Source organism: Mariniflexile sp., from assembly GCF_041583155.1.
In the GTDB taxonomy this organism is placed as follows: Bacteria; Bacteroidota; Bacteroidia; order Flavobacteriales; family Flavobacteriaceae; genus Mariniflexile.
This window is the reverse complement of the sequence record NZ_JBFHGK010000019.1, coordinates 41,765-68,442: the sequence shown is the minus strand read 5'-3', so window position 1 is coordinate 68,442 and position 26,678 is coordinate 41,765. Positions and strand designations below refer to the sequence as shown.

The window sequence follows — 26,678 nt, the reverse complement described above, 5'->3', positions numbered from 1 at the left end:
AGTAAATAATGCAGGAGGTTTAGGAGGCAGATCTAGATTTGAAGAAATGACAACTGAATTTTACAGATTTGTAATGGCTTTAAACTTAGATTCAACATTTTTTGCATCTAGAGCAGCGATTCCATTCCTTAAAAAAGGAACGAATGCCTCTATCATCAACTATACATCTATCGCGGGATGGAATGCAGGTGGACCAGGAGCAGGTATCTACGGAACCTCCAAAGCAGGTGTACACGCAATAACAAGAGCTTTAGCGAAAGATTTAGCAGAATATGGAATTAGAGTAAACGCAGTATCTCCAGGAACAATTGATACACCTTTCCATACAGAGATAAAATCGACTAAACCAGAAGTGTTTGCTTCATGGAAAAACAACATTTTATTAGGTCGTTTAGGTCAACCAGAAGAAGTAGCATCAGTTATTTCATTCTTAGCTAGTGATGACGCTGCGTTTATAACAGCAGAAACTATTCAAGTAGGTGGTGGACAAGGTTTAGGTATCTAATATCTTTTTCAAACTATAATAATTTTCAAACCTCTTAATGTAATTTATTACTTAAGAGGTTTTGATTTTTTATAGAGTAAGCTACTGGGCTTTCACATTGGAAGAATCTCTAACAATTAACTCAGCATCTAATATCACTTTGTTAAGCGTTTGTTTTACAAAAGGTTCCTTCTTGGCATGTTCCAAAAATTTTAAAGCAGCAAGTTTGCCAATTTCAGCACTATGTTGTTCTATACTCGACATTGCAGGAGTTACCATGGCAGTAAAGGGTTCGTTGCCAAAACCAACTAAAGCGATGTCTTTTGGGATATTAATATTCTGTTCGTTTAACACTTGTAGGGCGCCCAAAGCAGCATAATCACCAGCAACATATACAGCGTCGGGTCTATTTTTTAAGGCTAACAGTTGAATCATTTTCTCTCGACCATCTTCTATTGTTAAATTACTTTCAATAAGAAGCTCACTGTCTAAGGGCAAATTGTGTTTCTTAATGGCATCAATGTACCCTTTAATACGGTTATTAAAAATACGAGTTCGTTTGTAACCACCAATATGAGCGATACGTTTACAGCCTTGTTCAACGAGGTGTTCCACAATCATATGGCTACTGTTATAATCGTTAATTCCTATGTAATCCACATTCAAATCATTTTCTCCTCTATCAAATAAGATTAAGGGAATTCCTTTGGACTTAATTTTTTCGTAGTAGTCTAAACTAATAGTTTCATTAGCCATAGATGCTATAATGCCATCAACCTGTGTAAATAAAAGGGTGTCTATATTATTGCATTCCTTTTTAAAAGATTCGTGTGATTGTGTTATGATGATGTTGTATCCTTCTTTATTTAAGACCTCTTCTATATTTTGAATAACTGATGAAAAAAAATTGCTATTTGCTCTTGGTACAATAACACCAACTAAATTACTTTTTCCTTTTCGAAGCGCACTGGCTAAATGATTGGGCTGATAGTTTAATTCTGCAGCCACCTTTTTTACAGCCGCTTTAGTTTTAGCACTGATTCTAGAATCATCGTGAAGCGCCTTTGAAACCGCTGCGGGTGATATTTTTAAAACGCTAGCAATGTCTTTTATTGTAGTTTTTTTTTTGTTTATCATTTTTTTATATACTTTTGCTTAAACGTTTAAGCAAATATAACATTTTAGTTTTATAATGAAATCTATAATTTTATTTATTGTTTTTATTATATTTACTTCTTAGCCATTGCTTAAACGTTTAAGCAAAATTAAAATTAACTAAATCAATAAATTAGAACAAAATGAGTAGAGTAGTAACATTTGGTGAGATTATGCTTCGTTTAGCACCTCAAGGATTTTTAAGATTTTCACAAGCAGACAATTTTGATGTTGTTTATGGAGGTGGAGAGTCTAACGTAGCAGTATCATTAGCTAATTATGGTGTTTCTGTAGATTTCGTAACACGTTTACCTAAAAATGATATAGGAGAATGCGCTATGATGGAAATGCGTAAAAGAGGTGTTGGTGTAGATAAAATTGTATGGGGTGGTGAGCGCCTTGGTATCTATTTCTTAGAAACTGGTGCTGTTTCTAGAGGTAGTAAAGTAGTATACGATAGAGCATATTCTTCTATGTCTACAATCCAATCTGGTATGATAAACTGGGATGAGGTTTTTAAAGGTGTAGAATGGTTCCACTGGACTGGTATTACTCCTGCAATTTCTCAAAGTTCTGCTGATGTTTGTTTAGAAGCTGTTAAAGCTGCCAGCAAATTAGGTGTTACTATTTCAACAGACTTAAACTACCGTGCTAAACTTTGGAAGTATTGCGATGCAGCTAAAAGAGAAGAAATCATGACTGAATTAACATCTTATTGCGATGTTGTTTTAGGAAATGAGGAAGATGCTGAAATGCACTTTGGTATTAAACCAGAAGGAGCAGCAGTTCAAACGCATGGTCATGATGTAAAAGCTGAAGCGTTCTTGTCTGTTTGTCAACAAATGATGAAAAAATTCCCAAGAGCTAAAAAAGTTATTACAACTTTAAGAGGTTCAATCTCTGCATCTCACAACACGTGGGCAGGTGTATTATACGATGGAAAACAAATGTTACAAACGCGTCAATACCAAATTACTGATATCGTTGATAGAGTAGGTGGTGGAGATTCTTTTATGGGTGGATTAATTTACGGATTATTAACTTACCCAGATAACGACCAAAATGCATTAGATTTCGCAGTAGCAGCATCTTGTTTAAAACACACTATTAAAGGTGATGCTAACTTAGTAACTGTAGATGAAGTAACCAAACTTATGGGTGGTGATGCTTCTGGTAGAGTTGCTAGATAATCATAGATTTTAATACAAACCTGCAAGCTTCAAAACCTTGCAGGTTTTAATTGAATTTCAATAGTTTCATTAAAATCTAAGATTCATCATCAATTTATGGAAAAATCGATTGCAATTATTTGTGGTGGTGGTCCTGCACCTGGTATCAATACTGTTATAAGCACTTTAGCCAAAACTTTTTTAAAGGATGGCTATAACGTTATAGGTGTTCACCATGGTTATAAAGGATTACTATCAGACGATCCTTCCCTTGTAATGTTTGATTTTCATCATGCCGATCGTATTTTTAGTCGTGGTGGCTCTACATTAATAATGAGTAGGTTTAAGCCAAAAGACAGCGATTTTAAAGCTGATTTTTTTAAGAAACATAATGTAAAATTATTGGTTACTATTGGAGGGGATGATACTGCTTCTACCGCTAATAGATTAACTAAGTACGTTAATAGTCAGAATTTGGATGTGGCGCACGTACACGTGCCTAAAACCATAGATAACGATTTGCCATTACCAGATAGAAACCCAACATTTGGTTTCCATACAGCAAAGGATGAAGGTGTTCGTATAGGTAATACGGTTTATGAAGATGCCAGAACCAGCGAAAATTGGTTTGTGGTAGCAGCCATGGGGCGTTCTGCGGGTCATTTAGCATTTGGAATTGCATCGGCTTGTCATTATCAAATGATGATTATTCCTGAAATGTTCAACAAAACGAACATCACTTTCGAGAAAATCATTAACATGATTATTTCTTCAATCATTAAATGTAAAATTCAAGGCATTGAATATGGCGTTGCGTTGGTTAGTGAAGGTGTTTTTCATTTTATGGAACAAGATGAAATCATTAATTCTGGAATTAACTTCACATACGATGATCATGGACATCCAGAATTAGGTAACGTTAGTAAATCGCATATATTTAATTACCTTCTTCAAGTAAAACTTAAAGAGTTAGGGCTAGATATAAAATCCAGACCAGTTGAACTTGGTTATGAATTAAGATGCTGCGCGCCTATAGCCTTCGATTTAACACTTTGTACCTTACTTGGTATAGGAGTTAAGAAACTATTTGATCAGGGGGTTTCTGGCTGCATTGTGAGTGCCAATTCACGTGGTGATGTAACGCCTTTATATTTAAAGGATTTTGAAGATGAAAATGGTAAGATACCGCCTCGTTTAGTGGATATTAATTCAGATATGGCGCAATTATTTATAAACAACCTTTTCTATATTAAAGAGAAGGATTATGAAGATGCAAAAAAATATTTACCAAACCCAGAAGCATATGATTTCAAAAAAATATTAAACTGGGATTAAAATTTAAATAAAAAACAATAAAATGGCACAATTTTCAAGATTAGAAGTAGCTCAAGTGATGAAAGAAACAGGAATGGTTCCTTTATTCTTTAGCAACGATTTAGAATTAAGTAAAAATATATTAAAAGCTTGCTACAATGGTGGTGCGCGTTTAATGGAATTTACAGCAAGAGGTGATTTCGCTCACGAAGTTTTTGGCGAATTAACAAAATACGCTATTAAAGAATTACCAGGTATGATAATGGGTGTAGGTTCTGTTACAGATGCAGGACAAGCAACATTATATATGTCTTTAGGAGCTAACTTTATAGTAACTCCAGTTTTAAGAGAGGATATTGCAATTGCATGTAATCGTAAGAAAGTATTATGGTCACCTGGCTGCGGAACTTTAACTGAAATAGCTAGAGCTGAAGAGTTAGGATGTGAAATCGTTAAATTATTCCCTGGAGATATTTACGGACCACAATTTGTGAAAGGAATTAAAGGGCCACAACCTTGGACAAGTATTATGCCTACTGGTGGTGTTTCTCCAACAGAAGAAAACTTAAAAGGATGGTTTGATGCAGGTGTAACTTGTGTTGGTATGGGATCTCAATTAATTTCTAAAGATATTATTGCGAACAAAGACTATGCAAAATTAGAGCAAGATGTTAAAAATGCAATAGCACTTGTTAAAGCTGTTAGAAAATAATCAGCATTAAAAACGTATTAAATATGCCGAACAATCTGGTTCGGCATATTTTTTATTGACTAAATTCATATGTTTTTTTTGCCGAAAAAGTGTGGTTAAGACTCTTTAGTGGTGCCATTTTTTTATTATTTTTTTTTAAGGTTTGGAACTAAAAAAATAATTTCATTCTTCGATATAAGATTTTTTTTAACATTACTATTTTCTTTTGTAATATTTAAAATCTTACTTTTATAAGAAAAAGAAAAGTATTTCTTTCAAAAAAAGAAAAATTTCAAAATTTTTTTTTAAGATTTTTTTTAATTATTCGAAATCGTTGTAGATAACTTTTTTATGCTCAAAATTTTTATTTAGCTAATAGCAATGCAGTTGTTTTGCAGAGGCTGTAAGTGTTGTTTTTAAAAAAATAAAAAATTTAATATTATTTAATAAAATCAACAAAAATCGCATAAAAAATAATTTTTTGTTATTAAAATATTTGATTTAACGTTTAAAATTGAATATTATTCATAATAAAAAATAGTTTTTGAATTGGGTTAACGTATCCGATATGACATTTGTCATAATTAAATAATTGTTTATGAGATAATTTTGAAGTAGGTATTTAGCACAGTTTGTGCATCACATTTTTACAATAAAAATCCGAATTTAATATGAAAGTTACAGATAAAATTGCCTATCTAAAAGCTCAAAGAGAAAAAGTAGCCTTAATGGGTGGAGATGCTAGAGTTGAAAAGCAGCATGCAAAAGGAAAATTAACGGCAAGAGAGAGAATAAACCTATTATTTGATGAAGATAGTTTTTATGAAATTGATTCTCTAGTAAAACATAGATCTACTAACTTCGGAATGGAAAATGTTGAAATTGCCTCCGATGGTGTTATTGTAGGTCATGGGTTGGTTAATGGCAGAGTTGTATATGCGTTTTCTCAAGATTTTACTTCTGGCGGAGGTGCTTTAGGAGAAATGCATGCTACTAAAATCTGTAAAATTATGGATTTAGCCATGAAGGCTGGAGCGCCAGTTGTTGGTTTAAACGACTCAGGTGGAGCTAGAGTAGAAGAGGGCGTTGATGCTTTAAAAGGATACGGAGATGTGTTCTTTAGAAACTCAAGAGCATCTGGAGTTATACCTCAAATATCAGCTATTATGGGGCCTTGTGCTGGTGGTGCGGTTTATTCACCTGCAATGACAGATTTCATCTTTATGGTGAAAAAAACAAGTAATATGTTTATTACAAGTCCGTATGTAATTAAAACGGTAACCGGTGAAGAAACTACTTTTGAAGAATTGGGAGGTGCTATGGTTCACAACACAAAAAGTGGAAACGCACATTTTGCTTGTGAAGATGACGCCGATTGTATTGAGCAAATAAGAGAGTTGCTAGATTACCTTCCTAATAACAATATGGAATTAACACCTATAATGGAAATGGAAGATGATCCAAGAAGATCTTGTGATATGTTAGATTCCATCATTCCAGATGATTCTAAAATGGCTTACGATATGAAAGTAATCATTGAAGAAGTATTGGATCAGGGTGTGTTTTATGAAGTACACGAACATTTCGCTGAAAACTGTATTGTAGGTTTTGGTCGTCTAAACAACCGTTCCGTTGGTATTATAGCAAATCAGCCAAATTATTTAGCAGGTTGTTTAGATATCGATGCTTCCGACAAGATTAGTAGATTCATTCGTACTTGTGATGCCTTTAATATTCCAATCGTAACATTTGTAGATGTACCAGGGTATTTGCCAGGTGTGCAGCAAGAATGGAATGGTATAATCAGACATGGTGCTAAATTGTTATGGAGTTACTCTGAAGCTACTGTACCAAAATTTACAGTAGTTGTTCGTAAAGATTATGGTGGTGCTTATGTAGCCATGAGTTCTAAACATTTAGGCGCTGATATGGTTTTTGCTTGGCCAACTGCAGAAATAGCTGTAATGGGGGCTAAAGGAGCTGTTGAAGTAATTTCTACTTATAAAAAAGAAATAGCAACAGCTGAAGATAAAGAAGCAAAACGAGAAGAGAAAATTCAAGAATATGAAACTGCTTTTGGGGTGCCTTATTTGGCTGCAGAAAGAGGTTATATTGATGAAGTAATCTTGCCTAGTGAAACAAGAGAAAGATTGATTATGGCTTTAGAAGCTTTAAGATCTAAAGTAGAATTAGTACCAGCAAAAAAACACGGTAACATCCCACAATAAAAATAAAAGATTATGACACGATACGAAAAAAAGAGAAAAGCAGCGGTAATAGCGGCAACCATTTATCTAAACATGGAAGAAGAAAAAGATAAAAAAGTATCTCAATATGGTTGGAGAAGAATGGGGATGGTAAGAAGAATGAATGATAGAAAATTACTATTTAGCAACGGCAGAACTATAGGAGCCAGAATTATTTAATTAAAAATTATTACAGGATGATATTTGATAAACACGGGGTATTGCAAATGACCAAAATGGATTATAGTGCAGACAGACCAAAAGCTGAAAACCCTATAAAAATACAAGATTTAAGTTTTAGAGACGGACACCAATCCTTATTTGCTACAAGAGGACGAACTGAAGATATGATTCCTTTTGCTGAACAAATGGATGAAGTAGGTTTTCACGCCATAGAAACTTGGGGTGGAGCCACATTCGATACCATGCACAGGTATTTGGGTGAAGATCCATGGGAACGTTTAAGAACACTTAAAAAATACATGCCTAAAACACCATTTTTCATGTTGTTAAGAGGGCAAAACGTAGTTGGCTACAGAAACTATGCTGATGATGTTGTTGATAGTTTCGTACAACGTGCATGTGATAACGGAATGGATATTTTCAGATGTTTTGATGCATTAAACGATTATAGAAATTTTGAAACGGCAGCAAAAGTTGTAAAACGTAACGGGAAACATTTTCAAGGAACAATCTGTTACACTCTTACCGAACCAAGATTAGGTGGCGAAGTTTATAACATTGATTATTATGTAAACAAAGCTAAAGAGTTAATGGAGTTTGGAGTAGATTCTATCTGTATTAAAGATATGGCTGGTTTAATTGCGCCTTACGATATTTATAACTTAGTAGTTGAACTTAAAAAAATCACTGATATTCCTTTAAATTTGCATACCCACTTTACATCGGGTATGGGCGATTTAGCAATTTTTAAAGCTATTGAAGCAGGTGTTGATATTGTGGATACATGCATGTCTCCGTATGCGTATAGAACATCGCACGCAGCTATCGAGCCATTGGTAATTTCATTACTTGGCACCAATAGAGATACAGGTTTAGATATTAAAAAATTATCGGCTATTAGTGCGCAAATGGAAAAAGTAATTCCTAAATATAAGCACTTAGATAACAGTCCAAAATATGCTATTATTGATACTGATGTAATTTTACATCAAACACCAGGAGGTATGCTTTCTAACCTAGTGAATCAATTAAAAGCAATGGATTCATTACATAGATTAGATGACGTGTTTAAAATGTTACCTAAAGTTAGAAAAGATTTAGGACAAATTCCATTGGTAACTCCTACTAGTCAAATTGTTGGTGTGCAAACTGTAAATAATGTACTGTTTGATTCTTACGAAGGTGAATATTCTCGCATCACTCAAGAAGTAAAAGATTTATGTTATGGTTTATATGGTAAAACAACATTACCTATAAATCCAGAACTTAGAAAAAAAGCTTTAAAAGATTACCCAAGAGGCGAGCAACATATTGAGGTGAGACCAGGAAGTGTTCTAGAACCAGAAATGGAGGCTGTAAAAGAAAGCGCAAAAGGACTAGCAAAAGATATTGATGACGAAGTATTATTGGCATTATATCCTGTAACAGGTAAAAAATTCTTAAAAATCAAGTACGGTTTAGAAGAAATGCCTGCCGATATGAAGGCTAAAACTTTGGACGATGTTAAAAAAGAGCAAGAATTAATTGCTAAGGCCTTATCAGGTGAATTGAAATCTGGTGGTAATTCCAGCGATATCATGTGTGACATGGAAGTGCTTGTAGATGGAGAATCATTTACCGTTTCAATTCCTAAAACAAAATCTACAAGATCGGTTTGGAAAAAGAAAGAAGCCAAAGAAGTTGTTGTGGAAGGAGCTATTACCGCACCAATACCTGGTATGGTTGTTGAGTTCAAGAAAAAGAATGGAGACCATGTAAAAGCAGGTGAGATTATTGTTGTTTTAGAAGCAATGAAAATGATGAATAATTTTGAAGCCAATAAAGATGGTATTATTTCTGATATTACATTTGAATCTGGAGATACTGTTTCTAAAGGAGATGTTTTATTCTCGATAACTTAACACTTTAAATTATATTATTGATAATTAATGGCTTAAGAACTTTTTCTTAAGCCATTCTTTTAGGTAAAGATTCGTATTATTTTGAAAATTTAATAAACACTAGTAACAACAAAAGAGGAGTTTTATAATAAAAGGAAGCTTAAAATAGAAATAGAATTTAAAGCAAAGGTTCCTTGCATCATAATTAATTATTATTTAATGATAATATCTTTTGATAATTTTAGGATAAGTTTCGATTCAAAAATTCTACTTTTGTTAGTATTAAAATATGTTTAAGTTATGTCTGAAAATATAGAGAGAGTAAAATGTTTAATTATAGGTTCTGGCCCAGCGGGTTATACGGCAGCAATTTATGCAGCTAGAGCTAATATGAAACCAGTTTTATATCAAGGTGCGCAACCAGGCGGTCAATTAACAACGACGAATGAAGTTGAAAATTTCCCAGGGTATCCAGAAGGAATAACTGGTCCGGAAATGATGATAGAATTACAGAAACAAGCAGAGCGTTTTGAAGCTGATATTCGAGATGGGTGGGTAACTAAAGTGGATTTCTCAGGAGATGTGCATAAGGTATGGATTAATGATTCTAAAGAAATTCACTGCGATACTGTAATTATTTCTACAGGAGCATCGGCCAAGTACTTAGGTTTAGATTCTGAACAGAAATACTTGAAACTTGGCGGAGGAGTGTCTGCATGTGCTGTTTGCGACGGATTCTTTTACAGAAATCAAGAAGTTGTGTTAGTTGGTGCAGGAGATTCTGCTTGTGAAGAGGCGCATTATTTGTCCAAACTTTGCAAAAAAGTTACAATGATCGTTAGAAGAGATGAGTTTAGAGCCTCTAAAATTATGGCTGCTCGTGTAATAAATACGCCAAATATTGAAATATTATTCAACACAGAAACAGATGAGGTTTTAGGTGATGGCCAAGTTGTTACAGGTGTACGCGTTTTTAACAATCAAACCAATGAAAAACATGTAATTCCTGCAACCGGATTTTTTGTAGCCATTGGGCACAAACCAAATACAGATGTTTTTAAAGACTTTCTAGACTTGGATGAAACAGGGTATGTTATTAATGTACCTGGTTCAACAAAAACAAATGTAGAAGGTGTTTTTGTTTCTGGTGATGCGGCGGACCATGTGTATAGGCAAGCTATTACGGCAGCCGGAACAGGTTGTATGGCAGCACTTGATGCAGAGCGGTATTTAGCGGCTAAAGACTCTACATTCGAAGTATCAACACCAAGTTACAATTAGAATACAAAATATAAAGATTGAAGCCGAAGTTTTACTTCGGCTTTTTTTATTAATTGGTTTTTAAAATATAATAAAATGTGTTTTCTTTGATGCCAGTTTTAAAACGGGATGTGGCGCAGTCCGGTAGCGTACACGGCTGGGGGCCGTGTGGTCGCAGGTTCAAATCCTGTCATCCCGACTAAATTAATTAAAGCATTTATTTACACTAATAGGTTGTTTGGAATTATTCAAATTTTGTAATTTCAATAATTTTAAGGTTAAATTAAACTCAAGAATTGGATGTTCTTGTTTTCAATGATTTTGTTTTAACATCACATTAAATGCAACCTTTATTTAGTTAACCCATTTACAAAGGCACCTAAACTTATAAATTATAGTTAAGCTTTTAGACTAAGTAAATTAAAAATCTTTCCTTTGTGAAATTGAATAATCATTTTTTAATGTTTCATTAGGATTTCTATTGAAAACAGTTTTTTGTAAATTATAAATATGAGAAAAATAATCTTGTTATTAGTTTTAAGTATGAGCATAAATGCCTTAGCTCAAATTCATAATCCAGTAAAATGGACAACTAAATCAGTTAAAATTTCAGATAATGAGTATGAGCTAATAGCAACAGCAACAATAGAAGGTGAGTGGCATTTGTATTCGCAAACTGTTCCTAAGGATGGTCCAATTCCAACAACATTTACTTTTCAGGGTAATAGTAACTATTTGAAAAAAGGTAATACCTTGGAAGGTGTGGGTAAAACCATAGACGATCCGGTTTTTAATATGAAAATAAAATATTTTTCTCATAAAGCCGATTTTAAGCAACGTATAAGGTTGAAAGGTAAAACGCCATTTGAAGTTAAGGCAACCGTTGAGTTTATGGTTTGCGACGATTCAAGATGTTTACCCCCAACCGAAGTCGATTTAACATTTAAGGTTTCGAAATAATTTCGACTTAGATACTATGAGAAAAATTTTAGTAGCTTTTTTAATTTTATTTGTCGGGACTTTTCAAGGGACTTCCCAAATAATTGATCCGGTAAAATGGACAACTTCAGTAGAAAAATTATCTGAAAATGAATATTATTTAATAGCAAAGGCAGAGATACCTTCAGGATTTCATTTATATGCGCAAAATATAGCTGAAGGTGGCCCAATTCCAACATCCTTTATTTATGATGATAGTGAAGGTACATTTAAAATATTAGGTAACACACTAGAAGAGGAAGGCATAACCGAAAACGATCCTGTTTTCGATATGGATATAAAGTATTTTGAAAATACGGCAACTTTCAAGCAGAAGGTAGAAGTTGAAGAAGGTGTTACAAAAATCCTTGGCTTTGTGGAATTCATGATCTGTAATGATTCCCAATGTTCTCCTCCAACGGAAGAAGAGCTTGTTTATAGTTTTTCAGAGAACTTAAAAGATGAAAAAATCAATGTTTTAGTGAATCAGGACTCGCCTAAAGAATCTAAAAAAGGGTTATGGGGTATATTCTTTATAGCTTTTTTGTCTGGTTTTGCCGCCTTGTTAACACCATGTGTGTTTCCTATGATACCCATGACGGTAAGTTTCTTTACAAAACAAAGCAAAAACAAGGCAGCAGGTATAAAAAATGCCGTTATTTATGGAATATGCATTATCGTAATTTATGTGTTATTAGGCACAGCGGTAACGGGCATATTTGGTGCCGATGCTTTAAATGCACTGGCAACTAATGTGTGGTTTAATATTATTTTCTTTTTATTATTGGTCATTTTTGCAGTATCCTTTTTAGGTGCTTTTGAAATTATGCTACCTAACTCTTGGGCAAATAAAGTGGATTCTCAAGCTAATAGAGGTGGACTAATCGGTATTTTCTTTATGGCCTTGGCTTTAGCAATTGTTTCCTTTTCGTGTACAGGCCCTATTGTGGGTACACTTTTGGTTGAAGCAGCTTCAAAAGGAGGTTTGGCACCTATTATTGGGATGTTAGGTTTTTCATTGGCAATAGCTTTACCATTTGCTTTATTTGCAGCCTTTCCAGGTTGGTTAAATTCATTACCAAAATCAGGGGGTTGGTTAAATACCGTCAAAGTAGTCCTTGGGTTCTTGGAATTAGCTTTGGCATTTAAATTCTTATCACAAGCCGATTTGGTTTTGCAAGCACATTTATTGGAGCGCGAGGTGTTTTTAGCAATTTGGATTGCTATTTTTGGAACTCTGGCACTCTATTTATTTGGAAAAATACAGTTGCCACACGATTCGCCACTAACGCATATATCAGTAGGCAGGTTAGGACTGGGTCTATTAGTGCTATCCTTCACCATTTATATGATTCCAGGACTTTGGGGAGCGCCTTTAAATTTAATAAGTGCTTTTCCACCACCACAAGAATACAGTGAATCGCCTTACGGTGTTGGTTTTTCTAAATTAGGCACTGCCTCCGTTTTGGATGGTCATGAAGGTTTGCCTGATGGCGCTCACTTATTAGCACCCCATGATATATTAGCATTTAATGATTATGATAAAGGATTGGCCTATGCCAAAGAAGTAGGTAAACCAGTTATGATTGATTTTACCGGTTGGGCATGTGTAAATTGCAGAAAAATGGAGCAAAATGTTTGGCCAGAACCAGAGATTTTAAACATTCTAAAAAATGAGGTTGTTTTAATATCGTTATATGTTGATGATAAACGCCCTTTAGAAGCACATGAAGTTACGGAGTCAAAATTAAAGCCAGGAAAGCAACTAAAATATATTGGACAAAAGTGGAGTGAATTGCAAACTGTAAAGTATAAAGCAAATTCACAGCCGTTTTATGTGTTGATGGATCATAATGAAGAGAACCTGGTAGCTCCAGTGGGCTATACACCCGATGTAGAATCTTATCATAATTGGTTGCAGGCTGGGATTTCAAAATTTGAAAAATAGTTGTTCTCTGCCAGGTAGAACAGACACCTAAACATTTAATAGGTATATATTATTCTTAATCTAAAAAAAATATGGTCATTACACTTTTTAGATACTAGTGAATTCAAGGTTCAATATTGAATTCACTAGGAAATTGGCCTAATTTCCTTCCTGAAACATCATGAAAATTATTTGTTCAAATGCGCTTGTAAATTGATCAAAACAGGAGCTTTCACACCTAAATAGTCTTCTATAAAAATATTTACAAGTTTAATCTTTTGTTTTTGTAAGTATTTAAAGTTTAATAATATAGGAAAAATTCATTTTTTTTTAATAAATTTAGGGTGCATCAAAAAAATTAGAACTCTAATTTGTTGAATTTGATGGTTAAGATTTTTTGTTTCTTGATAAAAATTTTAACTAAGGTAATATATCAATTAGCCAAAGTAACAGTCTAAAAGGCTTTTTGAGACTTATTTTCGATTTCCTTTTATGTATAAAGTATACATAGAAGACTTGTTTATTATTACTGTATACGCTTTTCAAAATGAACTAAATGTCTTCGGTGTTTTTTTGAACAGGATTAAGCATTTGAGATGTTTTTAACAATTTATTTGTTTGTAAAAATTTAATTTCAAAATGTACATGGTAAAAAAGATTCTACATTCTATTATTGGGCAAACGAGTTAAAGATTCTTGCTTTATTAAAAAACATATTAGTTAAGTACGGTTTTGGTAAATTAATGGACTAAAAACCTGCTTTTTGCTAACGGAAAAATTGAAGAGAAAATCATCTATTAAATTTCGTGATTAAAAAGCTCATTTTTTTGGTGTAAAAGCATATTGCTACTCACTATATCCCCTTTTAGCTACAAAAATTTGAAAAATGAACTATAATTTATCAATATTGAGCTATAATTTATTATTGACAACTTTTTTTTTCGCTTAATTAGCATAGATGAAAATTAACATTAATTAACATTTTATGACCCTAGTGTTAAGGTAATGTAAAATTTTTAAAAATGTACAAACTGTATTACAAACCAATTAAATAATAATTTTACTAATCACAACTAAATTAAATATGGTAAAAAGAATAACAAAAAGAAAAAGTATAATTATGTTACTCATGATTATTTCAACTTTTGGCTGTAAGCCTGACCCGCTTGAATATGCGCGACCAAGTGATTTGGCGGGTACTATTTACACTCAGCTAGAATCGATGGGAAATTTTAATTACTATTTACAGTGCCTTGATAAAACTGAGTATAAAACGCCTTTAGTTAAAGGAGGATCTTGGACCATTTTTGCTCCAACAGACGAAGCTTTTGAAAAGTTTTTGCAAGAAGAAGGTTATGCATCTGTTGATGATATCCCGTCGGATAGATTATTGGACATAGTTCAATATACCATAGTTACAAGTGGATGGAATACAACTACCTTAACATATTCCGCAGATGGTGCTGGTTTTTATGCAGGTAGTAATTTTAGACGTCACACGCAGTATACAGACACTCTTGAGACTATGAATACTGAGGATTATAAACATCTATATGTAGACCAGTTTTCTCCACCACCAGGGGTTTACACTGTAGAGCCAAGTTATGGAAAAAGAAAAGCTATAACATATTTTCTGGATGCCTATATTAATGCGAAAGCTGGTTTTGAAATGTCTGACTATTCGTTTATTTTTCCAGGAGAAACTTATACTCCAGGAGGTATGAAAGTGTTTGAAGCAAACGTATCACAAACCAATATAGTTGCTGAAAACGGGATGATTTATGCTTTAGATAAGGTAATTGAACCAAGAATAAACCAATACAAAAACCTTACTTCTGAAGAGTATGGAGGTAAGTATACACGTTTCAAGGAGTTGATAGAGCGTTTTGGTTTTTTAAGATTAAATCGTAACCAGCTTAATGAGGCTACTGGGGTAATGGAACCTATTTATCGTTTAAATTTTTTAACTGGAATAACGTCTAATAATTTACCGTTTAATCCATACGATGAATCTTATCCAAAATTAAAAGCAAACATAAATTATGATTTATCATTTGGAACAGGTTTAGCAGTTCCTACGAATGATGCTTTAGAAGAGTATTTGGAAGGAGATAGTATTCTTGGACAGTTTTATGATTCATATGATGATATGCCGTTAGACGTGCTTGGTAAGTTCCTTAGTTCGTTTTTCTTTACAGATTTCTGGTCGCTTTGTCCAAGTAACCAAGGTTCAACTTTAAATGTAGGTTTACAACCGGTTGATTATAGCATAGATGATGTTTTAGATGTAAAAATGTGTAGTAATGGACTGTTTGTTGGTATTGATAGAGTTTACACCAATGCTAACTTTTCAACAATTTTAGGGCCTTTATTATTAGATCCAGAATACACTATTATGTTGAAGGCTGTTCAAGAATTACAAATTGATGTGGCCTTACAAAGTAGAGGTTCTACATTCTCTATTTTTGGAATTAAAAACGATCAATTTGTAGATATTGCCGATCCTAGCAGTATTACAAAAACAATATCAGTTGTTGATTATCTTCCAGACTTATCAGCTATACAATTGGCCGTAACAGAAAATGGAGTTACCACTTATGTGCCTGCAAACCTAAGTGCTGCTACTACAGCAGAAAAAAGTTATGTTACAACAACCTTAAAAGATATTGTTCTTAACCAAATTGTAGAAAAGAATGTAGATGCGAGCAGTAATAATTATTACCAAACTAAAAGTGGTGAGTTTATTTATGCTTATGATAATAATAAAATATCTGGAGGAGGTAATATCCAGTTAAATGATCCAGCAATTATTCTTTCAGCGAGAGATACAGATAATGGTAAGTTTTATGAAATGTCTCGTCCTATAGAAAGACCATTAAACTTTACTTATGCTGCTTTAGTAAACAATTCATCAACGTTCTCAAGATTTGTTGAAGTAATGGAGGCTGCAGCTGGTTTTGTTGCAATTCCAAACAATTCAAATGATAAGTTGGTAAGTTTCTTAAACTTATCAAGAACATTTACTCTATTAGCACCAAATAATAATGCAGTTAATAAAGCTATTAGTGACGGTGTTATTGTAGAACCAACCACTGTAAATTCGCTACCTGCTCTTGAACAGGCAATTGCAAAACAAAATCTTTTAAATTTTGCTAAAAGACATTTTATACAACAGGCCATACCTACAGATGGTATAACCTCAGGGTCGTACCAGTCTATGTATTATGGAAGAGTTATTGATTTTGTGCCAGTTTACGATGAGTATTTATTTGAAAACAACCATGCCACATCAAATTTAACAATTAAAAACCAAGCAACTGGAGCGGTTATTACCGAAACAGGAGCCGTGACAAACTTACTTTCCAAAAGAGTAGTCATTCACGAAATTGAAAATTATTTAAACTAGAAAACCAACAAAAGCTTGATAAGTATGAAGGATAAACACAAGTCATGTTCCTATGCCTTAATAATAGTGTTTGCATTGTTTTCAATGTATAACATGTCAGCACAGTCGCAAACTATTATTTCAGGTATAGTTACCTCAGAATCAGACGGACAGCCATTAACAGGAGCAACGATTGCTGAAAAAGATAAAAATAATCGTATTATTAATGGTGTTGTTGCAGATTTTAATGGTAACTATTCATTAAAAGTCTCAAACCCAAATAACACAATAACGTTTTCCTATGTAGGTTTTGTTACCAAACAATTGGTTCCTGGAAAACAAACACAATTTAATATTGTATTAAAAGAAGACATTTCAGAATTAGACGCTATCGTAATTCGAGGTACCAAGAAGGTGTCTACTGGAGATTTTGAAATTGATAAACGTCGTATAGCTACAGCTATGGAAACTATTGATATGAAAGAGATTAGTGAAACAGTTTCTACGGGTTTAGTTGATCAGTTACAAGGTCGTTTATCTGGTGTAGATATTGTTGCTAGCTCTGGTGAGCCTGGAGCTGGTATGTCTATCCGTATTCGTGGAACATCATCATTAAACGCTTCATCCGAGCCTTTAATTGTTATAAATGGTGTGCCTTTTGAAACGGAAATTGATGCACTTTTTGATTTTGGATCTGCTGATGAACAACAATACGCAGCCTTAATTGGGGTATCACCAAACGATATTGAAGAAATTTCAGTTTTAAAAGATGCTGCTGCAACCGCTCAATTTGGTTCTCGTGCAGCAAATGGGGTGTTACTTATTAAAACCAAAAGAGGTGCTAAAGGTAAAGCTCGTTTTTCTTATAGTTATAGAGGAAGTTTAGGATGGCAACCAGATGGAATGCCTATGTTAAATGGTGACCAGTATTCTACCTTAATTAAAGAAGAGCTAACAGCGGTAAATATTACAGCTCCTCAACCGCAAATTGAGTATGATCCAACATATGAGCAGTACAATCTGTATAATAAGAATGTTAATTGGGTTGACGAAATAACACAATTAGGATACACACACGAAAACTTTTTAGGTGTATCTGGTGGTGGTGAAAAATCTGCTTACCGTGTTTCTGTTAGTTATAAAGACCAACAAGGAACTACTATTGGAAGTGGACTTAAAACCTTTACAACTAGAACCATTTTGGATTATAACATTTCTAATAAATTAACTATTTCTACGGAGTTGGCTTATACTCATGGATCTTTAGATAAATCTTATGACAAAATTAGATCATTAGCTCTTAAAAAGATGCCCAATCAATCCATTTATGAATTAGACGAGTTTGGTAACCCAACCGATGTATATTTTACACCAGTTAACGCCTTCCAAGGTAACGGATCTACTTATTATAATCCTGTTGCCATGGCAAAATTATCTACTACCAATACAGAGAATAACAGGATTACCCCTACATTCAGAATAAATTATAAGCCTTTGAAGCAATTAAGTTATGATGCTTATATTGCATTCGATATTAATACAGATAAGGCTACAAACTTTTTGCCAGAGGCAGCATTTGGTGCAGCATGGACAAATTCAGATGCTAACCAAGCAAGATTTGCCGATGCTGAATTCTTTGTAATGCGTACAGAAAATAAACTGATATGGAACCCTAATTTAGGAGAAAATCATTCTGTTTTCGCAAGTGGAACCATTCAAACCTATGACAAAACAAGTCAAGGATATTCTGCAATAACTAGTAACTCGCCAAGTAGTTTAATACAAACTCCTATAGCTCAAACAAGAATTGAAGGATCAGGTAACAGTTTAAGTTCTAGTTTTTCACAAAACAGATCCATAGCTTACAACTTTATGTTTAACTACCAATTTTTAAACCGCTATATTTTAAGTGGTGGTATACGTTCGGAAGGGAATTCTAGATTTGGTAGTAGTTACCGATATGGTACTTTTCCAAGTATAGCAGCTAAATGGATATTTTCAGACGAGCCTTTTATGGAATCATATGAGTTTATTGACGAGTTAGGTTTTAGAGCTAGTTACGGTGTAAATGGTAACTCACCAAACTTTAACTATGGGCAGTATAATACTTACTCTACGTATGGATATGATTATCTTGGAGAGAGTCCAGTTTTTCCAGATAATATGGAGTTGACTGATTTAAGATGGGAAACCATCATTCAAAGTAACTTTGGACTTACCTATTCATTCTTTGATAGTCGTGTAAGTGGAGATTTAGAATTTTATAAAAAAGAAACCAAAGATTTATTAGGTAAAAATACTTCGATTCCTTCTACTTCAGGCTTTTCAAATTTACCTTTTCTAAATTTAGGAAATATTTCTAATCAAGGTTTTGAGTTAAGTGTAAGAACAAAATTAATTCAAAACGATGATTTCTCATTGGAAATGAATTTCAACATTGCACGTAATACCAACCTTATTACAAAAATTTCTGAAGCACAAGATGTTGAGGATGGCGATCCTTTTGCTACTGGTCCAAATGGTTACCTTAAAAGAATTCAAGTGGATAACCCTATAGGTTCATTCTATGGTTACAGGTATCTAGGTGTTTACAGTACAGCAGATGAATTAGTGGCACGTGACGAAAATGGGGATATTATATATAACTTAAACGGTGTGCCTAAAACAATGGTGTTTAACGAAAGTAGAGCATTTCAACCAGGTGAGGCTAAGTATGAGGATGTAAATAAAGATGGTAGTATAGACCGTTTGGATGTTGTTTACTTAGGTAACGCCAACCCGTTGGTGTATGGTGGTTTTGGACCTACAATTAGATATAAAAACTTATCTCTTAATGCATTTTTTAACTTTAGATATAACCAAAAAGTTATTAACCTAGCTAGAATGGAAACAGAAAGTATGGACAGCTTCGATAACCAGAACACGGCAGTTTTGCGCCGTTGGAGATTTGAGGGTGATGTAACCGATATTCCTAGAGCTGTTTTAAATAGCCCGGTTAATACATTGGCTTCCGATCGTTTTCTTGAAGATGCTTCGTTTTTAAGAATGAAATTCATAACCTTAAAATACGATTTGCCAAAAACATTTATTCAAAAAATTAACTTTTCAAGTGGATCCTTTTTTGTTACAGGTACAGATTTGTTAACTTTTACTAAATATTCTGGTCCAGATCCAGAAACAGGAAGTAGTAGCGATTGGAAAAAACTTGGTTATGATAATAATCAAACACCAAGATCTCAACAGATAACTTTAGGAGTAAATCTTACATTCTAATTGAAAATTTAAAAAAACATTATGAAACGAAACATAATTAAAATATACGCCATTATTCCAATACTATGTATAACATTATTTTCATGTGATAGTTATTTAGAATTGGAACCACAGGATAGTTTAATACAACAAGAGTTCTGGAAAAATAAAGAACAAGTTTCTGCCGCTCTTGCAGGATGTTATGCATCCATGAATCAATCTGGATTTACAGACAAAGTATTGTTGTGGGGAGAACTAAGAGGAGATATGTTGGTTTCCTTAAGAGCTGGAAACAACCAAAATAATATGCTTAAGAACTATATGTTCCCTAGTAATTCGTTTGTAGATTGGAAAGAATTTTACAAAACCATTAACCATTGTAATTTGGTATTAACCTTTGCCGATGAAGCACAAGCAAACGATTTGTCTTTTTCAGAACAAGAGTTAAAAAGAATTAAAGCAGAAGCCATAACCATTCGTTCTTTGGTTTACTCTATACTGGTAAAAAACTTTAGAGAAGTGCCATTAATCCTTACGGCAACTGCTAATACGGATACAGATTTTTATCCAGCTAAAAGTACTGAAGATGCAATTATAGCTCAAATCACTGCCGATCTTGAAGCTGCTGTAGTTGATCTAAACTTAGGGTTTTCACAATCTCCAGCTCACGATAAAGGAAAAATGACCAAGGGTGCCGCATTAGCGATACTTGCCGATATCTATTTATGGGATGAGCAGTACGATAAATGTATTGATGCAACCAATCGTTTAATAGAATTAAATAAATACGTTTTGGTAGATGGAGCCGACTGGTTTAACGATATCTTTTTTGAGGGTAATTCAAATGAAGGAATTTTTGAACTTCAATTTAGCGATATCAATGCAACATTACGAAATGCATTTCAGGTAGCTAATCCTGTTTATGCTCCATATAGTAAAATATTTCAGCTTTACAATGAATTTCCTGATGATGTAAGAGGGGATTTTGCAACTTTTGATATCTCTCGAAATACCGTATTTAAATATGCAGGTGTGGATGAAACTGGACTTTACAGAGGTTCAGACCAATTTTATAACACCTTTATATTTTACAGATATGCAGATGTTTTATTAATGCAAGCAGAAGCTTATATACTTTCTACCACGAACCAAGATTTAAATAGAGCTTATAATCTAATTAACCAGGTACATGAGCGTGCTGTAGGAGCACCTTTAGAAGCAAATGCAACTCAAAACGAATTATTAAATGCCTTATTATTAGAAAGACAAAAGGAATTTGCTTTTGAAGGTAAAAGATGGTACGATTTATTGCGTTTTGCTAAGCGAAATGATTTTGAAAATCAGTATATTATACTAGAATTAGCCGAAACAAAGGCTGGACCAGATGATTATGAGCAAATTTTAAGTTATTTTTCTGAGAAAGAATCTTACTATTTGCCAATTTATCTAAATGAGATAAATCTGAACCATAATTTAGTTCAGAATCCATATTACGACAACTAAACTAAAACTAATTTAAAACTAAATATTATGAAAACTAACAAATTTATTACATGGCTTGGAGCCGTCGTATTAATTATGGTCGTCAGTGTAGGGTGCAACGATGACTTAGAGGACACGACGTTCTTTACTTCAGATGAATTGACTATTATTCAAACATTTGAATCGCAACCAGAGACCTTTTCGGCTTACATTGAGATTCTTCAAAAAACGGATTTTTACAATGCGCTTAAAAGCTACGGGAACTATACCTGTTTTGCACCTACAAACGAAGCTGTAAAAGCTTATTTGATGGAAAAATTCGGTGTAGAATCGGTAAGTCAAATAACGAATCCTGAGGATATTGAATTTTTAAAAACGCTGGTTAAGTTTCAAACAATACCATCGGGAAGAGGAACCAGTGGTTTTGTTGAAGGAAGACTTGCAGATACAACGTTTACAGGCGATTATATTACAACATCCTTTTTAAAAGGAGGCGGGATTTCCAATGTTGAAATTAACCGTACAGTAGGACTAGAGAAGTATGATATTAGAGCGACTAATGGTCTTATTCATATTATAAATGGTGTGCTAGATCCGTATGTTGATCCAGTACCGGTAGTTATAGAAAAAGCTGGAAAACATACCATCTTTGTTGAAGCCTTAAAACAAACGGGACTTTATGAATCGTTTTCGGTAATATTCAATGATTTTGGTTCAAAGAATAACTTTACCATTATGGCTGAATCAGATGAGGTTTTCGCCCAAGAAGGTATCAATTCATTTCAAGATTTGGTAGATAGATTTTCTCCAGATGACAGTGATTTCACCAATCCGCAAAATGATTTATATAGATTTATGGCTTATCATGCTACTCAGAATTTTTTATATTCAAGAAATTTTCCGGACGATGCTTTTGTGAATTCATATTTAGAAAGAAACGCATGGAAATCGTTTAAAACAGAAACAGAACTGAGAATAAATGAAACCGAAACCGGAACAGATGATACATGGACATCCTTAATAATGGATGAAAGTAACTTTCCGGCCAAAAACGGTGTTTACCATACCGTTAATAAGTTGTTTACCATTTTCACACCAAAACCAAAACACATTATTTTTGATGTGGTAAGTGATCAGCCTGAATACCAATCAAGATTAATTAGAGCAGGACAAAAAGTTCCAAGTACATCATGGGAATTTATAAGATGGTTTCCAGAAGGTAACAAACGTTATTTACAACAATCTAACAGAATAAACTTAAACTATAATATTTTAGATGTTGGTGGTTATTCCTGGATTGAATTTGACACACCTGTTTTACCAAAAGGAAAATATGAAATGTTAATATCTAGTAACGGAGGTAATAATGCAAGAGGTATCTTTCAAGTATATTGGGATGGAGAGCCTATCGGGTCGCTTTACAATTTAACCTTAAATACCAATGCTAAAGGATTTCCTGATGAAGCACTTATGGAGTCTAGAGGATGGCGCCATGGCTACAAATGTATAACCAACAAAGCGGGAGTTAGCCAATATGATACTGCTGGTGCAAGTAGGTTTATTATAACTAAAGAGTTATTGTGTCCAGAACAGAAACGTCATGTTATTAGACTTGAAGCTGTAAAAGCAGGTGGTAGCCCAATAGATTATATAGAATGGATACCAGTAGTTGAGAATGGTCCGGCCGATGATTCAGGGTGTTATAATGATTAAAAATCTTTAAATCTAAGGGCATCTGTATAAAATAAATAAACAAACAGGTGCCTGTAGATTGCTAAGCATAAATAAGTATAGAATTTAAAATGAGCATTAGAAATTATGGCATAGTAAATTTCACTAGCTTAATAGTAGAAACTAAGTTTGAAAAGGAGAAACCAAGATTAGTTTACTACACATATAGTTTAAGCATTATTCAGAGCTTTTTTTTATTCTCCATTGTATTAAAATCAATATTTTTTTAACCCTAATTTAATTCAAAACTCATATTGTTATGAAAAATAATAAACTTATCACTTGGATTGGAGGGCTTGCCTTAATTATGCTTGGCATGATTGGATGCAATGACACACTCGATGGAACGACATTTTTTACTTCGGATCAAATGACGATTATCCAAACATTAGAATCTAAACCAGAGACGTATTCGTCTTACGTAGAGATTCTTAAGAAAACTGATTTCTACAATGCTTTTAAAAGCTATGGAAATTATACTTGCTTTGCACCTACAAACGAAGCAGTAAAGGCTTATTTAATGGAAAAATTCAATGTGGAATCTGTAAGCCAGATAACTAGTGCTGAAGATATTGAGTTTTTAAAAATTGTAGTAAAATTCCAAACGATACCAACAGGTAGAGGAACAAGTGGCTTTGTAGAAGGAAGACTAGCAGATACAACTTTTACTGGTGATTATCTTACAACATCCTTTTTAAAAGGAGGTGGTATTGCCAATGTAGAAATTAACCGCACAGTAGGATTGGAGGAATACGATATAAGTGCTAGTAACGGTCTTATTCACGGAATTAACGGTGTGTTAGATCCTTACATAGATCCTGTACCCGTTGTAATGGATAAAGCTGGTAAACATACCATTTTTGTAGAAGCTTTAAAGCAAACGGGATATTATGAAACCTTCTCTGTTAAATTTAATGCACTTGGTTCAAAAAACAATTTTACCATTTTGGCAGAATCAGACGTCGTTTACGCACAAGAAGGAATCAATTCATTTAATGATTTGGTAAGTAGAATCTCTCCAAATGATGACGATTTTACCAACCCAGAAAACGAATTAAACAGATATGTAGGCTACCATGCTACACAAAACTTTTTATATTCTAGAAATTTTCCAGATGATGCTTTTGTAAATACGGTGTTGCCAAGAAATGCCTGGAAATCGCTTAAAACAGAAACAGAACTGAGAATAAATGAAACGGAAACTGGGGAGAATGATACTTGGATTTCATTAATTATTAATGAAAGTAACTTTCCTGCTAAAAATGGGGTTTACCATACAGTTAACAAGTTGTTTACCATATTTACCCCAAAACCTAGGCACGTTATTTTTGATGTGGTTAGCGATCAGCCGGAATACCAATCTAGATTAATTAGGGCAGGAGAAAATGTGCCAAGTACATCATGGGAATTTATCAGATGGTTTCCAGAAGCTAATAAGCGTTATTTACAACAATCAAACAGGATAAATTTAAATTATAACGTTTTAGACGTTGGTGCTTATTCTTGGATAGAATTTGATACACCAGTATTACCTAAAGGAAAGTATGAAATGTTGGTATGTAGTAATGGTGGAAATAGTGCCAGAGCCATTCTTCAAGTATATTGGGATGGAGAGCCTATTGGTTCACTTTACGATTTAACATTAAGTACAGCTGGTAAAGGTTTTCCAGACGAAGCCCTTATGGAATCTAGAGGATGGCGTCATGGTTACAAATGTATTACTAACAATGCGGGAGTTAGCCAATACGATACGGCCGCTGCAAGTAGATTTATTATAACCAAAGAATTATTATGTCCGGAACAGAAACGTCATGTTATTAGATTTGAAGCTGTTAAGGCAGGTGGTAGCCCGATAGATTATATAGAGTGGATACCAGTGGTTGAAAATGCACCAGCCGACGATTCAAACTGCTATAATGATTAGAAACTATTAAACTAGAAGGGATCCAATGATAACCTAAGTTGGATTCCTTCATATTAAGCAATAATTAAACAATTAATAATGAAGAACAAAAACAATTGCATATTTAATTTCAGTCGATTACTGGTAATCGTTTGTATATTCCTTACGGTCAGCTGTAAAGAAGAGGCTTGGGATGACCACTACGACCAACAAGATTCTAGACTAGAAAAGAACATATTTACGGTATTGTCTGAAAATCCAGAATATTCAACATTTGTTACATTACTAGAACAGACAGGCTATAAAAGTCAACTGCAATCTGCGCAAGCGTTTACCGTGTGGGCACCCAATAATGCCGCTTTTGCTCAGGTATCTAATGCTATTTTAAACGACCCTGATGCATTAAAAGAGTTGATAGGGAACCACATAAGCTTGTTTTCTTACAATACAACAAGTAATCAGGAAACTCTTGTAAAAATGTTCAATGATAAATATATTGAATTCATTAATACATCTGGAACTTCTACATTTGGAGGTATAAATCTTGCAACCAAAGATATACTTACATCAAATGGTATTTTGCACACTTTAAACGAAGTTTTAGAAGTTAGCCCAAATATTTGGGGTTATCTTAATAACAACGCAAGTGAGTACCCTTCGTTAATGAATTTCTTAACTACTTTTAATGAAACTGTTTTCGATGAAGCCAATAGTGTTAAAATAGGAACCAACTCTTTAGGGCAATCTGTTTATGATTCCATTTTTGTTTCATCTAATTCTTATTTTAAAACGATAGGCGATTTAAGTTCTGAAGAAAGACGTTATTCTTTTATAGGTTTAACGGAACCTGCTTATACTGGAGTTTACAATACATTTAAAGATTATTATAAATACCCTGTTGCAGATTCTATTAAAGCTAATACAGATAAGGCTATTTTTAGTAATTTAAATTTTCAAGCTATTGATTTAGATGAATTCGATGGAAGTCCGGTAACTACCACCACAGGAAATATGGTAATGTTGGATCCTAGTACTATTACAGAAAATGTCGCATTAAGTAACGGAAATGTATTTGTAGTAAACCAATTAAATTACGATCCTAAAAACGTAATTTATAAAGATGTAATATACGAAATTGAAAATTCAGAAAGAAGAACCATTGGTAATGCAACAGCCCTAACAATTCAAAAAAAATATAATAGAACCTCTTCTGGTCAATTCTATAATGTTGTTAATTTGAACCAAAATCCAACTGGAAGCAATAACTACTTTGAAATTTCTTTTAGTAACGTACTATCAGCAAGTTACACACTACACTTAAGATTTGTACCTGTAGGAGCTTCTAAAAACACGAAGTTAAAGTTTGAGTTTAGCTATGTAGATGCAAATAAAAATACAGTAGTAAATACCATTCCAGCCATAGAGGTAAGTAATCTAGAAGATGGGGAAATACAAATTGGAGGGCCATATACTATACCCGTGTTTATTAATAAAGAAAAAGCCAATAGTTATTTTGTAAAACTAAAGATATTTGTTGATGTTAGTGAGCCTGAACTCATACTATTTGATCGCACATTTGGTATAGATTATGCAAAACTAGTTCCAACAGAATAAGACAACCAAAAATTAAACATGAAT

Annotated in this window: 17 protein-coding genes and 1 tRNA gene; 17 read left to right on the top strand and 1 reads right to left on the bottom strand. The window is 33.6% G+C overall.

The genetic code is table 11. The annotated features are described in order from the left end of the window. Positions 1 to 505: SDR family NAD(P)-dependent oxidoreductase (locus tag ABYI63_RS09125; protein ID WP_372755702.1), on the top strand; the 505-nt coding region annotated here is incomplete at its 5' end. Positions 506 to 586: 81 nt separating this feature from the next. Here the strand turns inward: ABYI63_RS09125 and ABYI63_RS09120 are convergent. Next, positions 587 to 1,621 (bottom strand): LacI family DNA-binding transcriptional regulator, encoded by a 1,035-nt coding sequence (locus ABYI63_RS09120; protein WP_372755700.1) that lies wholly within the window; start codon positions 1,619 to 1,621, stop codon positions 587 to 589. Between the two features lie 161 nt (positions 1,622 to 1,782). Between ABYI63_RS09120 and ABYI63_RS09115 the strand changes: the two genes are divergently transcribed. The 16 genes from ABYI63_RS09115 (at position 1,783) to ABYI63_RS09040 (ending at position 26,654) form a co-directional block, all read left to right on the top strand. Beyond that, positions 1,783 to 2,829, top strand: a complete 1,047-nt coding sequence (locus tag ABYI63_RS09115) for a PfkB family carbohydrate kinase (RefSeq protein WP_372755698.1) — start codon at positions 1,783 to 1,785, stop codon at positions 2,827 to 2,829. 96 nt (positions 2,830 to 2,925) lie between these two features. After that, entirely contained in the window at positions 2,926 to 4,143 is a 1,218-nt protein-coding gene (locus tag ABYI63_RS09110) for a 6-phosphofructokinase (protein ID WP_372755696.1), read from the top strand. 22 nt (positions 4,144 to 4,165) lie between these two features. Then, a complete protein-coding gene (locus tag ABYI63_RS09105; protein ID WP_372755694.1) occupies positions 4,166 to 4,834 on the top strand; it encodes a bifunctional 4-hydroxy-2-oxoglutarate aldolase/2-dehydro-3-deoxy-phosphogluconate aldolase in 669 nt (222 codons plus the stop codon). A gap of 650 nt (positions 4,835 to 5,484) precedes the next feature. Then, positions 5,485 to 7,041: an acyl-CoA carboxylase subunit beta gene (locus tag ABYI63_RS09100; protein WP_372755692.1), complete on the top strand. Its 1,557-nt coding sequence runs from the start codon at positions 5,485 to 5,487 to the stop codon at positions 7,039 to 7,041. Between the two features lie 12 nt (positions 7,042 to 7,053). Continuing rightward, positions 7,054 to 7,239 carry a hypothetical protein gene (locus ABYI63_RS09095; RefSeq protein ID WP_372755690.1) on the top strand — a complete coding sequence of 62 codons (186 nt, stop codon included), beginning with the start codon at positions 7,054 to 7,056 and terminating at the stop codon, positions 7,237 to 7,239. A gap of 17 nt (positions 7,240 to 7,256) precedes the next feature. Further along, positions 7,257 to 9,143 (top strand): pyruvate carboxylase subunit B, encoded by a 1,887-nt coding sequence (locus tag ABYI63_RS09090; RefSeq protein ID WP_372755688.1) that lies wholly within the window; start codon positions 7,257 to 7,259, stop codon positions 9,141 to 9,143. Positions 9,144 to 9,422: 279 nt separating this feature from the next. Continuing rightward, a complete protein-coding gene (gene trxB / locus ABYI63_RS09085) occupies positions 9,423 to 10,403 on the top strand; it encodes a thioredoxin-disulfide reductase (RefSeq protein ID WP_372755686.1) in 981 nt (326 codons plus the stop codon). A gap of 104 nt (positions 10,404 to 10,507) precedes the next feature. Continuing rightward, positions 10,508 to 10,581 (top strand) — tRNA-Pro (locus ABYI63_RS09080). 311 nt (positions 10,582 to 10,892) lie between these two features. Further along, positions 10,893 to 11,342: a protein-disulfide reductase DsbD domain-containing protein gene (locus tag ABYI63_RS09075; RefSeq protein ID WP_372755684.1), complete on the top strand. Its 450-nt coding sequence runs from the start codon at positions 10,893 to 10,895 to the stop codon at positions 11,340 to 11,342. A 16-nt stretch (positions 11,343 to 11,358) separates the two neighbouring features. After that, positions 11,359 to 13,308 carry a protein-disulfide reductase DsbD family protein gene (locus ABYI63_RS09070; protein ID WP_372755682.1) on the top strand — a complete coding sequence of 650 codons (1,950 nt, stop codon included), beginning with the start codon at positions 11,359 to 11,361 and terminating at the stop codon, positions 13,306 to 13,308. Positions 13,309 to 14,416: 1,108 nt separating this feature from the next. Continuing rightward, entirely contained in the window at positions 14,417 to 16,693 is a 2,277-nt protein-coding gene (locus ABYI63_RS09065; RefSeq protein WP_372755680.1) for a fasciclin domain-containing protein, read from the top strand. Positions 16,694 to 16,717: 24 nt separating this feature from the next. Then, complete coding sequence (locus ABYI63_RS09060) at positions 16,718 to 19,945, top strand: SusC/RagA family TonB-linked outer membrane protein (RefSeq protein WP_372755678.1); 3,228 nt, start codon at positions 16,718 to 16,720, stop codon at positions 19,943 to 19,945. A 21-nt stretch (positions 19,946 to 19,966) separates the two neighbouring features. After that, a complete protein-coding gene (locus ABYI63_RS09055) occupies positions 19,967 to 21,427 on the top strand; it encodes a RagB/SusD family nutrient uptake outer membrane protein (protein WP_372755676.1) in 1,461 nt (486 codons plus the stop codon). Positions 21,428 to 21,454: 27 nt separating this feature from the next. After that, positions 21,455 to 23,119: a fasciclin domain-containing protein gene (locus ABYI63_RS09050; protein WP_372755674.1), complete on the top strand. Its 1,665-nt coding sequence runs from the start codon at positions 21,455 to 21,457 to the stop codon at positions 23,117 to 23,119. 277 nt (positions 23,120 to 23,396) lie between these two features. Then, entirely contained in the window at positions 23,397 to 25,061 is a 1,665-nt protein-coding gene (locus ABYI63_RS09045) for a fasciclin domain-containing protein (protein WP_372755671.1), read from the top strand. A 78-nt stretch (positions 25,062 to 25,139) separates the two neighbouring features. After that, positions 25,140 to 26,654, top strand: coding sequence for a fasciclin domain-containing protein (locus ABYI63_RS09040; protein ID WP_372755669.1), 1,515 nt, complete (start codon positions 25,140 to 25,142; stop codon positions 26,652 to 26,654). Positions 26,655 to 26,678: the final 24 nt, after the last annotated feature.